Source organism: Polaribacter sp. 20A6 (genome assembly GCF_011378915.1).
GTDB lineage: Bacteria > Bacteroidota > Bacteroidia > Flavobacteriales > Flavobacteriaceae > Polaribacter > Polaribacter sejongensis.
Genome location: NZ_WTPZ01000001.1, coordinates 129,451 through 143,208 on the forward strand (window position 1 = coordinate 129,451; position 13,758 = coordinate 143,208).

The 13,758-nt window shown below is 31.6% G+C and carries 13 protein-coding genes; 8 read left to right on the top strand and 5 right to left on the bottom strand.

What is annotated here, in order from left to right; translation table 11 throughout:
* Positions 1-52: 52 nt before the first annotated feature.
* Positions 53-1,180 (bottom strand): alpha/beta hydrolase-fold protein, encoded by a 1,128-nt coding sequence (locus GQS57_RS00560; protein WP_240915405.1) that lies wholly within the window; start codon positions 1,178-1,180, stop codon positions 53-55.
* A 98-nt stretch (positions 1,181-1,278) separates the two neighbouring features.
* On the opposite strand from GQS57_RS00560, the gene GQS57_RS00565 reads away from it, so the two are divergent.
* From GQS57_RS00565 to ftsY, 8 genes are all read left to right on the top strand, one after another.
* Positions 1,279-2,118, top strand: coding sequence for a 1,4-dihydroxy-2-naphthoyl-CoA synthase (locus tag GQS57_RS00565; RefSeq protein ID WP_165730196.1), 840 nt, complete (start codon positions 1,279-1,281; stop codon positions 2,116-2,118).
* A 79-nt stretch (positions 2,119-2,197) separates the two neighbouring features.
* Positions 2,198-3,067 (top strand): formyltetrahydrofolate deformylase, encoded by an 870-nt coding sequence (gene purU, locus GQS57_RS00570; protein WP_165730198.1) that lies wholly within the window; start codon positions 2,198-2,200, stop codon positions 3,065-3,067.
* Positions 3,068-3,138: 71 nt separating this feature from the next.
* Positions 3,139-3,747, top strand: a complete 609-nt coding sequence (locus GQS57_RS00575) for a fumarylacetoacetate hydrolase family protein (RefSeq protein WP_165730200.1) — start codon at positions 3,139-3,141, stop codon at positions 3,745-3,747.
* A gap of 315 nt (positions 3,748-4,062) precedes the next feature.
* Entirely contained in the window at positions 4,063-5,310 is a 1,248-nt protein-coding gene (locus GQS57_RS00580) for a competence/damage-inducible protein A (RefSeq protein ID WP_165730202.1), read from the top strand.
* An 82-nt stretch (positions 5,311-5,392) separates the two neighbouring features.
* Positions 5,393-5,632, top strand: coding sequence for a 50S ribosomal protein L28 (gene rpmB, locus GQS57_RS00585; protein WP_158838598.1), 240 nt, complete (start codon positions 5,393-5,395; stop codon positions 5,630-5,632).
* Between the two features lie 29 nt (positions 5,633-5,661).
* The gene (gene rpmG / locus GQS57_RS00590; RefSeq protein WP_068449915.1) at positions 5,662-5,844 is read left to right on the top strand and encodes a 50S ribosomal protein L33; all 183 of its coding nucleotides are present in this window, start codon (positions 5,662-5,664) and stop codon (positions 5,842-5,844) included.
* 51 nt (positions 5,845-5,895) lie between these two features.
* Entirely contained in the window at positions 5,896-6,048 is a 153-nt protein-coding gene (locus tag GQS57_RS00595; RefSeq protein ID WP_165730204.1) for a DUF4295 domain-containing protein, read from the top strand.
* 312 nt (positions 6,049-6,360) lie between these two features.
* A complete protein-coding gene (ftsY, locus tag GQS57_RS00600) occupies positions 6,361-7,335 on the top strand; it encodes a signal recognition particle-docking protein FtsY (protein WP_165730206.1) in 975 nt (324 codons plus the stop codon).
* A 211-nt stretch (positions 7,336-7,546) separates the two neighbouring features.
* Here ftsY and cysK read toward each other — a convergent pair whose 3' ends face one another.
* From cysK to GQS57_RS00620, 4 genes are all read right to left on the bottom strand, one after another.
* Entirely contained in the window at positions 7,547-8,461 is a 915-nt protein-coding gene (gene cysK, locus GQS57_RS00605) for a cysteine synthase A (protein ID WP_165730208.1), read from the bottom strand.
* 249 nt (positions 8,462-8,710) lie between these two features.
* The gene (locus GQS57_RS00610; protein ID WP_165730210.1) at positions 8,711-10,927 is read right to left on the bottom strand and encodes a M1 family metallopeptidase; all 2,217 of its coding nucleotides are present in this window, start codon (positions 10,925-10,927) and stop codon (positions 8,711-8,713) included.
* Positions 10,928-11,062: 135 nt separating this feature from the next.
* Complete coding sequence (locus GQS57_RS00615) at positions 11,063-13,192, bottom strand: M1 family metallopeptidase (protein WP_165730212.1); 2,130 nt, start codon at positions 13,190-13,192, stop codon at positions 11,063-11,065.
* Positions 13,193-13,253: 61 nt separating this feature from the next.
* Positions 13,254-13,751 (bottom strand): DUF6702 family protein, encoded by a 498-nt coding sequence (locus tag GQS57_RS00620; RefSeq protein ID WP_165730213.1) that lies wholly within the window; start codon positions 13,749-13,751, stop codon positions 13,254-13,256.
* Between the last annotated feature and the right edge of the window lie 7 nt (positions 13,752-13,758).

Genomic DNA, 13,758 nt, shown 5'->3' on the forward strand with positions numbered 1-13,758 from the left:
AGCAGTCAGCAGTGTCAAACTGACTGGGTACTGCTACTGAAAACTGTTTTTTTTACCTTCCTCCCAATCTTAAAATGTTTTCATAAAATCTATCTGCATTTGGGTCTGCAGGATCCATTTTTCCGTAACCAATTTTATAATGTACAATTGCTTTACTGATTTGTTTACTACTTTCGTAAAATTTACCAATATAGTAATCACCTAGCGGAGATGAAGGGTATAATTTTAAAATCATTTTACCAAAAGGAAGTAACTGATCTCCATTTTCCTTTTCCATAATTATTTTCTCGATAGCAAAAATATCACTTTCTCGAATTCCTAAATTACTTCCAAAAAGGAAATCAATTTCTAAGTATTTGTTTTCTAAATAAGCAATCGCATCTGATGGCGATAAATCTTTTATGTTTTTGTCAAACTCCTCTTTAGAAATAGCAGAGTATACTTGAAAAACTTGATTTAAGGCTCTAGGAATTGCTTCACTAATAGCAGATATGCTACTTGGTGTGTTAATGGTGTCGTTTATAATGTTTAGGTTTTTTATCTCTAAAGACTTTAAACCTCCTTGTAATTCTCCTATTTTAGTTTGTTTATCTACAGAAAACGACGTAGAGTTGTTTATGTATAGGTAAAAAGTATTGTCTTCTTTCTCATATCTCGGTAAATTATAACTTTGCAATTGCTGTCCTATAAAATCAGAAAAAAGAGGGTTTATACAGATGTAAGAATTGATAAGTGGAATTTTTTCTCCTAAAAAAAAGGATACTAAGTTTGCAGAAGTACCTTGACCAACAATAGAAATAAAAGGAGAAGTATTGTAATTGCTTTCGATTTCAAAAATAACTTCATCCTTTACAAATTGATAAAATTTCTTGTTGTCTGTAGTTAATTCTCCTGTTGTAGTATTAAAGTAAGTGTCTTTTTTACGGGTTTTAGCCATTTCAATTCCTACCACAATTTGCTTTGGTGCTTTGTCTTTAGCAGCAAATAACACAGAATTTCCTACATACGCATCAAACAAAAGCTCACTATCTAAAACAACTGCTAAAGGATAATTTTTTTCTTCTTCAGAATCATAACCTTCTGGTAAATATATTTTTATGTCCCTTTTATCATCAGCATAATCAGAGATAATTGTTTTTTTTATAATTTTTTGTGCATACCCGCTAAGGCAAATCAACATAAATATTAGGGTGAACGATTTCTTTATCATAAATTTGAATCTTTATTTTTGTAACCAATTTTTTTGTTCTTCTAAAAGAACGTCCAAAATACAAAATTATGATACAACCCGAGTGGAAAACTGTTAAAGAATACGAAGACATTACCTACAAAAAGTGTAATGGAGTTGCTAGGATAGCATTTAATAGACCTAATGTTAGAAATGCTTTTAGACCTAAAACAACAAAAGAATTATACGATGCTTTTTACGATGCAGGCGAAGATGTAAATATTGGAGTTGTGCTACTTTCTGCGGAAGGACCAAGTACAAAAGACGGCGTGTATTCTTTTTGTTCTGGAGGAGATCAAAAAGCACGTGGACACCAAGGTTATGTTGGTGAAGATGGTTATCACAGACTAAATATATTAGAAGTACAACGTTTAATCCGATTTATGCCAAAAGCAGTCATTGCCGTGGTACCGGGTTGGGCAGTTGGTGGCGGACACAGTTTACATGTAGTTTGCGATTTAACTTTAGCTTCTAAAGAAAACGCTATTTTTAAACAAACAGATGCCGATGTAACTTCTTTTGATGGTGGTTATGGTTCTGCATATTTGGCAAAAATGGTAGGACAAAAAAGAGCAAGAGAAATCTTTTTCTTAGGAAGAAACTACTCTGCGCAAGAAGCTTATGAAATGGGAATGGTAAATGCTGTTATTCCTCATGGTGAGTTAGAGTCTACTGCTTACGAATGGGCACAAGAAATTTTAGAAAAAAGTCCGACTTCTATTAAAATGTTAAAGTTTGCGATGAACTTAACAGACGACGGAATGGTTGGTCAACAAGTTTTTGCTGGTGAAGCAACTCGTTTAGCCTACATGACAGATGAAGCAAAAGAAGGTCGAGATGCTTTTCTTGAGAAGAGAAAACCAAACTTTCCTAAAAAATGGATACCATAGTCAATTAATAATTTTGAAATTAAGAATTAGGAATTATTGTAATTCGTAATTTAAAATCAGTAATTCATAATTAATTAGAATGAAACCACAAGTAGTCTCTTTTTTAATAAAATGTCCAGATCAAAAAGGATTGGTAGCTAAAATCACCACTTTTTTTTATGAAAATGGATTCAATATTTTAAGTTCTCAGCAATATGTAAATTCTGTTGAGAATACATATTTTATGAGAGTTCGTCTAAATGCAGATGGAACAAATATTTCTAAAGAAGCATTAGAAAATAACTTTCAACAACTGGCAACGCCTTTGGATATCGATTGGTCTGTTAATTATGGCGATAAAAAACAAAATGTAGCCATTATGGTTTCGCATACCAGTCATAATTTATATGATTTATTAGAGCGTTCTAAAGAAGGACGTTTAGACTGTAATGTGAAGATGATTATCAGTAATCATAATAAATTAAGGTATGTTGCAGATATGTTTAATATTCCTTTTTATCATTTACCGGTAACAAAGGAGACCAAAAGAGATCAAGAAGATCAAGTTGTGCAATTGCTAGATGCTAATGAAGTAGATTTAGTTATTATGGCTAGGTATATGCAGATTTTATCTTCAGATTTTATCAAACATTATCCAGAGAGAATTATCAATATTCATCATTCTTTTTTACCTGCTTTTCAAGGAGCAAATCCGTATAAAAAAGCATACGAAAGAGGTGTGAAGTTAATTGGAGCAACGGCACATTATGCAACGGTAGATTTAGATGAAGGCCCAATTATTGAGCAAGATGTAAAGCCGGTAACCCACGAAAGTACACCAACAACTTTAAAGAGAATTGGTGCTGATATAGAAAAATTGGTGTTGGCAAGAGCGGTTAAAAACCACTTGAATCATCAAATAATCGTTTCAGGAAATAGAGCTATTGTTTTTCCGGAAGCAGGAGAATAAAATTTAATTACAAATTGTGAATTACGAATTTCTATAATTCGTAATTCATAATTTAAAATTAGTAATTGAGTATGAAAATAATTTGTATTGGGCGCAATTACGCAAAACACATAGAAGAATTAGCAAATGAAAGACCAGAGAATCCTGTGGTGTTTTTAAAGCCAGATTCTGCTATTTTACCAAGAAAAAATCCATTTTTTATTCCACCTTTTTCAGATGATGTTCATTATGAAGTAGAGGTTTTGGTAAAAATAAATAAAGTTGGTAAACATATTGATGCAAAATTTGCGCATAAATATTATGATGAAATCGGATTAGGGATCGATTTTACAGCAAGAGATGTACAAGCAAAATGCAAGGAAAAAGGTTTGCCTTGGGAGAAAGCAAAAGCATTTGATGGAAGTGCCGTTATTGGTGAGTTTTATCCGAAGGAAGAATTTGATTTAGAGAGCTTAAAATTTCAATTATTTAAGAATGATGAACTTGTTCAGGATGGAAACACCAATGCTATGTTGTGGAAGACAGATGAACTAATTGCTTATGTTTCTCAATATTTTACCTTGAAAAAAGGAGATATTATTTTTACAGGTACACCAGCAGGCGTTGGGAAAGTTGTAGAAAACGATAACTTAAAAGGAGTTATTGAAGGAAAAGAAGCTTTTAATATTAGAGTAAAGTAGGTTGATAAATTTTACAATACAAATAATAGCATCAATATTTGTTGGAGTTTGTTTTATGTATTTGGCTAAAAGGTTTCAAAAAAATAATATCTTTTACTTTTGTATAGGTTTTTTTGTATCTCTTACAATCCGAATTATTTATTTACTTATTTATGGCTTTTTTACAGATTTTAAACTTCAGCAAGATTTTGAATATAATAGAAATTTATCAGTCTTATTGAGTGTTATTATTTCATGTTTATTTTTCGGATTTTTACGAAAAAGATTAAAGAATAAAAATTTAGATTATCAAAATATAAATGAAATAGGCGCATAATGAATGCAGAAATTATTACAATAGGAGATGAAATCCTAATTGGTCAGATTGTAGATACCAATTCACAATTTATTGGTCAGGAATTAAATAAAATAGGAGTTTCAGTTTATCAAATTACTTCCATTCAAGATGATCGACAACATATTCTTAACGCTTTAAAGGAAGCACAAGAAAGAGTAGATATTGTTATTTTAACAGGTGGACTAGGGCCTACAAAAGATGATATCACTAAAAAAACAATTGCAGAATATTTTAATGATCATCAATTAATAGAATATCCAGAAGTTATTGCGCAAATTAAGGAGATGTTTATAAAAGTAAATCATCCTTTTAATGAAGTGCAAAGGTATCAAGCTCAATTGCCATCTAAAGCAACCTTATTAAAGAATGTTTTTGGTACAGCACCCGGAATGTGGTTTTATGAAAACGAGACTGTCTTTGTGTCACTTCCAGGAGTTCCGTATGAAATGAAAGGTTTAATTACCAACGAGGTATTACCAAAAATTCAAAAGCAGTTTAAATTACCTTTCATTATTCATAAGACAATTATGACTTATGGGCAAGGAGAAAGTATGATTGCAGAAAGAATTGAAGACTTCGAAAACAATTTACCAACTTATATTAAGTTAGCATATTTACCATCATTTGGTAAAGTTCGATTGCGTTTATCCGCCAAAGGCGCTCATAAAGAGATTTTAGAAAAAGAACTGAATGATAAAGTTGCAGAAATTTATCAATTAATACCAGAGATTATTACCGGTTTAGATGATGATAGTTCTTTAGAAAAAAGAGTAGGAGCGTTGTTAAAAAGAAATAATGAAACAATTTCTACGGCAGAAAGCTTAACTGGAGGTCAAATTGCGGCGAATTTAGTTTCTGTTGCTGGGGCATCAGACTATTATAAAGGTAGTTTTGTAACGTATTCTGCAGAAACAAAAATTAATTTATTAGGTGTTTCCAAAGAAACGATTGATAAGTATAGCGTTGTTAGTAAGGAAGTCGCCTTAGAAATGGCAAGAGGAGCGAAGGCTAAATTGCAGACAAATTATGCAATTGCAGTTACTGGTAATGCAGGACCAAGCACAGATAATACAGACAAAAGTGTAGGTATTGTGTATATTGCTTTTATATCGGATACTACAGAGTTGGTGCAAGAATTTGACTTTGGCCAACCAAGAGAAAAAGTAATTAATAGAACGGTAAGTAAGGCTTTAGAAATAGCAAATAAAGAAATTCTTAAAAAATAATTAAAATTGTTTTGTTCAGAATTAGAATTAAGTGTATATTTGCACCTCGTTTAGAGATAACACTATAAATACTGTCGAAAAGATGTCTAGAGTTTGTGAATTAACAGGTAAAAAAGCAATGGTTGGGAACAATGTATCTCATGCTTTAAATAGAACTAAGAGAAAGTTTGACGCTAATCTAATGACCAAGCGTTTTTATATCCCAGAAGAAGATAAATGGATAACATTAAAAGTTTCTGCTTCTGCATTAAAAAATATTAACAAGAAAGGAATTTCTTCAGTTATAAAAGACGCGAGAGCTAACGGATTTTTAACTAAATAAGCGCTCAAGCGATTTAAAATTTTATACAAATGGCAAAAAAAGGTAACAGAGTTCAGGTAATTTTAGAATGCACAGAGCATAAAGCTTCTGGTAAAGCAGGTACTTCTAGATACATTACAACAAAGAACAAAAAGAACACTCCTGATAGAATGGAAATTAAAAAATTCAATCCTATCTTAAAGAAAATGACTGTTCACAAAGAAATTAAATAATTAAACTATCTAGAACTCAGAACAGAGCACATAGATTAAAAAACTTAGACAATGGCAAAGAAAACAGTAGCATCGTTACAAACATCTTCAAAAAGATTAAGTAAAGCTATCAAAATGGTAAAATCTCCAAAATCTGGAGCTTATACTTTCGTAGAATCAATTATGGATCCTTCTAAAGTAGATGCTTTTTTAGCAAAAAAGTAATATTTACTACATAAAATATATAAAACTACTTTCTAATTTAGAAAGTAGTTTTTTTTGCGTCTTATAATTATGTATTTTTGGGCGTTACCTAAAGGTCGCGCTTTACATTATATCTTTTCTTATACTGTTATAGTTAAGAAAATTTTGTGCTATTAATAATTGTATTTTATTTAAAAAGTAAATTATTTGCTTTTTTGTAAGAAAAGGATGCCATTTCAATCGCTAACGCAGGCTTTTTTAGTGACAATTTGACCAAACCCAACAAATGGCACGTTTTTTAACGTATTGCTATTATAGTATAATTAGATAAAGATGAGTTTTTTTAAAAAAATATTTTCAAAAGAAAAAAAAGAAACCTTAGACAAGGGATTAGAAAAGTCTAAAGAAAGTTTCTTTGGTAAACTAACAAAAGCGGTAGCTGGTAAATCTAAGGTAGATGATGCAGTTTTAGATAATTTAGAAGAAATTTTAGTTGCTTCTGATGTTGGTGTAGGTACAACGCTTAAGGTTATTGAAAGAATAGAAGAAAGAGTTGCCAAAGATAAATATGTTGGTACAGATGAATTAAATAGAATCCTGCGCGAAGAAATTGCAGGTTTACTTTCTGAAACCCATGTTGGTAATGAAACTGAATTTGTAATTCCAGAAATTCCTAAAGATAAAGATGGTAACAAAATGCCATATGTTTTAATGGTTGTTGGTGTAAACGGAGTTGGTAAAACAACTACTATTGGTAAGTTAGCAGCACAATTTAAAAAACAAGGATTAAAAGTTGTGTTAGGTGCCGCAGATACTTTTAGAGCAGCAGCAATAGATCAATTACAGGTTTGGGCAGACAGAACAGATGTGCCAATTGTACGTCAAGAAATGGGGTCTGATCCTGCTTCTGTAGCTTTTGATACTTTAAAATCTGCAGTAAATCAAGATGCAGATGTTGTAATTATAGATACCGCTGGTCGTTTACATAATAAGATAAACTTAATGAATGAGTTGACCAAGATAAAACGTGTAATGCAAAAGGTGGTGGCAGATTCTCCACATGATGTATTATTAGTTTTAGATGGTTCTACTGGTCAGAATGCTTTTGAGCAAGCAAAACAATTTACTTTGGCTACAGAAGTTACTTCTTTAGCGGTTACTAAATTAGATGGTACAGCAAAAGGTGGAGTTGTTATTGGTATTTCAGATCAATTTAAAATTCCTGTAAAATATATTGGAGTAGGAGAAGGAATCGATGATTTACAAGTGTTTAATAAACACGAATTTGTAGATTCATTTTTCAAATAAATCTTATTAATTAAAAAGTATTTCGTCTTTTCATACTGAACTTATTTTAGTTACTGAATGTCCTTCGACAAGCTCAGGAAGACACTTAGATTTTCAATTGTTTTAGCTATATAATAAAATTGGTCTAAGAATTTAAAATAAATTCAGATTGACAAAAAAGAAGCCTCACAAATTGTGAGGCTTTTTCTATGATTATACTTTTTGTAAATTATTATTCCGTTAGAAGTCCTTCAACAGAAAGATAACGTTCTCCTGTATCATAATTCATGGTTAATATAACTTCTTCACCTTTTAAGGTTGCTAACTGTTTTCTAACGGCAGCTAACGAGGCTCCTGTAGAAATACCTACTAAAATTCCTTCTGTTTTTGCAATGTTTCTAACTTCTTCAAAAGCTTCTTCATTGGTTATTTTAACAGCGCCATCAATTATGTCTTTATTGAAAGTTTCAGGAAAGAATCCTGGTCCAATCCCTTGTAATTTATGAGGTCCTGGTTCTCCGCCAGAAATAATAGAAGATCCTGTAGGTTCTACTGCCAATACTTTTATACTCGGAAATTTTTCTTTTAAAACTTCTGCCATACCTGTAATATGTCCACCAGTTCCAACACCAGTAATTAAATAATCTAAACCATCAGGAAAGTCGTTTACTACTTCTTGAGCAGTTGTTTTATGATGTATTTCTGGATTTGCAGGATTTGTAAATTGCGATGGCATCCACGCATTTTTATTTTCTGCAACCATTTCGTGCGCCTTTGCAATAGTACCACCTAAACCAAGTTCTTTAGGGGTAAGTACTAAGTTAGCTCCGTAAGCTTTCATTAATGCACGTCTTTCAACAGACATAGATTCCGGCATCACTAAAGTAAGGTTTAAGTTCTTTACAGCAGCTACCATTGCTAAACCAACACCGGTGTTACCAGAGGTTGGTTCTATAATTTCTGTATCTTTATTAATTAGGTTCTTGCTTTCAGCATCTTCAATCATTGCCAATGCAATTCTATCCTTAATACTTCCACCTGGGTTTGCTTTTTCTAGTTTCATCCAAACATTTGCATTTGGGAATAATTTTGCCAATCGTACAACAGGTGTGTTACCGATACCTTCTAATATATTATTGATTTTCATGAAAATTTTATATTTAGTTTGTATTGTTATTTCTTAGAGTAGCTAAGTTAGAAAATTCAGTTAAAATAGCCTTAGTATAAATCCTAATTTAATCCTAAATTAGAAATAGGAGTTTTAACATTTATTAAAAAGAATCGTATTTTTTAGAATTCTTTAAATTGACTATAACAAGTTGCTTGTAAAGTTATATCATAAAAAAAAAGCTCCACAAATGTGAGGCTTTTTATATAAGGATAAGTAATAAGTTACTTATTGATTTACTTTACTTTTAAATTTATCAAATTCATTAGATTCTTTTTTAGGCCAGCTGTTGTTAGATGTATCTACATCTGCTGTTTCAAAATCTGGATCTACTGTTATATTTGTAATTTCTTTAGTAGAAGAAAAAACTCTTTTAGCACTAGTGTCATTTTTCATCCAAATCTGTGCAGGAAATGTTTGTTTATCAGTAGTACCATCTGCATAGGTTAATCCTACAATAATTGGCATTACTAAACCTCCTGGTTTTTCAAATTCTACTGCATATAAATATGAAGGAACTTCTTTACCATTTGCGTGAGCATCCATTGCTTTTGCATTGGCATCTTCTTTCTTATCTGTGATGTAAACTAATTCTCCTAAACCATCAAAATATTGCTTGTATTGTTCTTTTAATTTGGCAACTCTTTCATTAGGTTTGTCTGTTAAGTATAAAGGTTTTACTTCTTTAATACCGATGTCAGTTACATCTGTAGTATAGAACCAACCTCTCCAAAACCAATCTAAATCCATTGCAGAAGCATCTTCCATTGTTCTAAAGAAGTCAGAAGGTGTTGGATGTTTAAACATCCATCTTTGCGAATAGGTTCTAAATGCGTGGTCAAATAATTCTGGTCCCATAATAGTAGTACGTAAGATGTATAAAGCCGCTGCAGGTTTTGTATATGCGTTTGGTCCAAATTGCTTTACGTAATCTCCTTGAGACATAATAGGAGAGATGTTACTTTGGTCTCCGCCCATATATCTTGTTATTTCTTTAGCCGGATTTTTTGAAAATAACTCATAATCATAAGAAAACTCTGCTAATATTTCTACAAAAGAGTTTAAACCTTCATCCATCCAAGTCCATTGTCTTTCATCAGAATTTACAATCATTGGGAAAAAATTATGTCCTACTTCGTGAACAATTACTCCAATCATTCCTTTTTTCGTTCTATCAGAATAAGTTCCATCAGGATTAGGACGACCAAAGTTGAAACAAATCATTGGGTATTCCATTCCTTGTCTTTCTGAGTGTACAGAAATTGCTTTAGAATATGGATAGTCAAACGTTAATTTAGAATATTCAATTAATGTATGTGCAACTGCTCTTGTAGAGTGCTCTTCCCATAAAGGATTTCCTTCTTTAGGATATAAAGAAACGGCCATTACTGTTTTCCCATTTATGTTGGTAGCCATAGCATCCCAAATATATTTTCTAGAAGATGCGAAAGCAAAATCTCTAACTTTTTCAGCTTTAAATGTCCAAGTTTTTGTTTTGGTAGCACGTCCTTTTTCTGCTTCTTCAGCTTCGGCCTGTGTAACAATCATTACTGGGGTATCAAAAGTTTTTCTTGCTTTTTCCCAACGATTACGTTGTGTCTTCGTTAACACATTTTTTTCATTTTGTAAATCACCAGTTGCATCTACAATATGATCTGCAGGTACTGTTATATTTACTTCATAGTCTCCAAACTCTAACGCAAATTCACTACGACCCCAGAATTGCATATTTTGCCATCCTTCTACATTGTTATATACCGCTAATCTTGGAAAGAATTGTGCAATAGTATAGTTGTTGTTTCCGTCAGGGAAAGTTTCTAAACCAGAACGTCCACCATCTTTATTAATATCGTTTATTTTATAATTCCATTTAATACTAAATTTAAAAGTATCTCCAGAAGCCAATGGTTTTGGTAAATTAATACGCATCATGGTTCTGTTGATAAAGTGTGATAAAGGTTTACCATTACTTTCTACTTCTTCAATATTAAATCCAAAACCTTTCCCTTCATTCATAAAGTCTTTTTGGAAATTCTCTGGAGTTATAAAAGGAGTTGCACCTGTAGATTTAGCCAAAGGTGTTTTAGAATCATCTGCTCTCATGTTTTGATCTAATTGTACCCATAAATACTCTAATTGATCTTTAGAGTTATTGTGATACGTAATTGTTTCATCTCCATAAATTTTGTTAGTGCTTTCTTCTAAACGAATGTCCATTACATAATCAACTTTTTGTTGCGTGTATTGACTTCCTGGTGCACCAGAAGCAGCATGTTGATCATTAGGAGTTGCCAAAACGTCTTTTAGTTGTCTAAATTTGTTTTGGTCTGTGTGCCCTTGTTGTGTCTCTGTTTTTTGAGTTTCTGCTCTTCTTCTTCTTTCTTGACCAAAGTTTGTAGCAACTAAAAAGAATAAAGAGAAAACTAATAAAGAAATTTTTTTCATTTGAGTTATTTGAATTAAATAGTGAGCTAAGCTAATAATATAGTAGCATATCTGTTAAAAAAAGTTAAAACTTTAACAAATTTTTATAAAAAAAAGCGATATGCTGCCATATCGCTTTAATTAAAGTGCTTTTTGTTATCCTTTTATGTTGCTTTTAAATTTATCAAACTTATTGTTTGTTTCTTTTGGCCAGCTATTGTTAGAAGTGTCTACATCTGCAGTTTCTAAATCTGGATCTATGGTAATTTTAGTTACCTCTTTTGTCGTAGAAAATACTTTCGTTATTTCTTTGTCATTAAGTCTCCAAATTTGTGCAGGATATACTTTTCTTTCTGTAGTACTATCTTTATAGGTGAATTCTACAATAATTGGCATTACCAATCCGCCTGGTTTATTGTAAGTAATTTCATAATGAAATTTAGAGTCTTTACTTTTAGCATTTCCAAAAGCTAATCCTGTAGTTGTGTCTTCAATAAAATCTACATTATCTTCATTTTCTTTTGTATGAAATTTCTTTACACCTTTAATACCAATGTCTGTAACATCTGTTGTGTAAAACCAACCTCTCCAAAACCAGTCTAAATCTACACCAGAAGCATCTTTCATTGTTCTAAAGAAATCTGCAGGTGTTGGGTGTTTAAACATCCATCTTTTAGAATAGGTTTTAAAAGCATGATCAAATAATTCATGTCCCATTATAGTTTCTCTTAAAATCCATAAAGCAGTTGCAGGTTTACCGTATGCATTGTTTCCAAATTCATACACATGGTCTCCTTTAGACATAATTGGTGCAATTTTAGATTGATCTCCAGCCATATATTTTACAATATTTTTCGGATATCCTCTAACAATCGGAAAATCTTTATCGTATGCTAATTCCGCTAACATTTCCATGTAAGAGTTTAAACCTTCATCCATCCAAGTCCATTGTCTTTCATCAGAATTTACAATCATAGGAAAAAAGTTATGTCCAACTTCATGTATGGTTACTTTTATCATTCTGTATTTTACTCTGTCAGAATAACCACCGTCTGCTAAATCTGGTCTCCCCGGATTGAAACAAATTTGTGGATACTCCATTCCCATTTGTCCGTCTACAGAAATTGCTTTGTGATACGGATAATCGAATGTATAGTTAGAATATGTTTTTAATGTTTGTGCAACTGCTTTCGTAGAATGGTCTCCGTATAAAGGATTTGCTTCTTTAGAATATAAAGAATGTGCCATTACCGTTTTACCGTTAATATCTACTGCCATTGCGTCCCAAATAAATTTCCTTGAACTAGCAAAAGCATAATCACGAACGTTTTTGGCAACAAATTTCCAAGTTTTTGTTTCTTTAGATTTACTCTTTTCTATTTTAGTAGCTTCCTTCTGAGTACGAATTACAATAGGCTTGTCAAATGTTTGTTTAGCCTTAGCAAATCTTTTTAATTCTGTTTTTGTAAAAACATCACTTTCATTCTGTAAAACTCCAGTTGCTCCTAACATGTGATCTTTAGGAGTGGTAATATTTACTGTAAAATCTCCAAATTCTAAAGCAAATTCACTTCTTCCCCAAAATTGACCATTTTGCCAACCTTCTACATTATCATACACGCACAATCTTGGGTAAAACTGCGCAATTACATAATTGTTATTGTCATTTTCTGTAAAATGCTCAAAACCAGATCTACCACCTTGAGTTCTGTGATTATTGATGTTGTACCACCAATCAATTTTAAAAGAAAAAGTTTCTCCAGAAGCCAAAGGTTTTACTAAGTTAATGCGCATCATCGTTTGGTTAATGGTGTGCGATAAATTGCTGCCATCTGTATTGGTAACACTCGTAACTTTAAATCCACCATCAAAAGGTTCTGAATTATAAGTACTTTCAAATGTACTTTTAGTAATACTTTTTGAGATTTTATTAGGCTGAATATCTGGTGACTTAGAATCCTTAGCTCTTACATTTTGATCTAGTTGTACCCATAAATACTCCAATTCATCTTTAGAGTTATTATGATATGTAATGGTCTCGTTACCTATTATTTTTTCATTTTCATCATCTAAAACAATGTCCATTACATAATCTACCTTTTGCTGCGTGTAATTTACACCTGGAGCACCAGAAGCAGTTCTTTGACTATTTGGAGTTGCTAATTCATCTTTAAGTTGTTTAAACTTGTTCTGGTTGGTATGACCTTGTTTTGTTATTTTTTCTTGGGAGAATGTAGCGGTCCCAACAAAAAAAACGCTCAATAAGAGTAGTGTAATTTTTTTCATGTATGCCTGAGTTTAATTTGCCTACAAATTAAGGATAAGTAGGAGAAAAAGTTAAAAAGAGTTAAAATTTTAACAAACCTTTATCATTTTTAGCATTTAGCAGAAGACTTTTGTGCTTTTTGCCAACTTTAGATTTGATTAAATTTTCTTGTTTTGGAAAGTGATTTGTCAATATTTTATTGGTGACTTCTATGTTTTTGAGTTCCTTAACATCTTCTATTTCTAGATAAAAGTAAACTAAATCACCATCATATTCTTTACCGATGTAATTAAAGTCTCTAGATACACCATCAACCTTTAAGTGTAATTTTTTGTTTAAATATTTTATAAAATAAACATCGTTGTCTTTTAATTCTTTCTTTGTGGTTAGTTGTAAGTCAATATTATAGTCTTTGTTTAGGGCGAGTTCAATATCGTCCATAAAAACATTAATTGTTATCTGAACAGCTTGCAATTCACTTCTATATTCAATTTGAGTAAGGCTCAGATAATATTTGTGAGTAGAGAAGGAGAGAAGCGGAATTATAAATAAAAGTAAAATAGTTTTTTTTGTTGTCATGGTGATT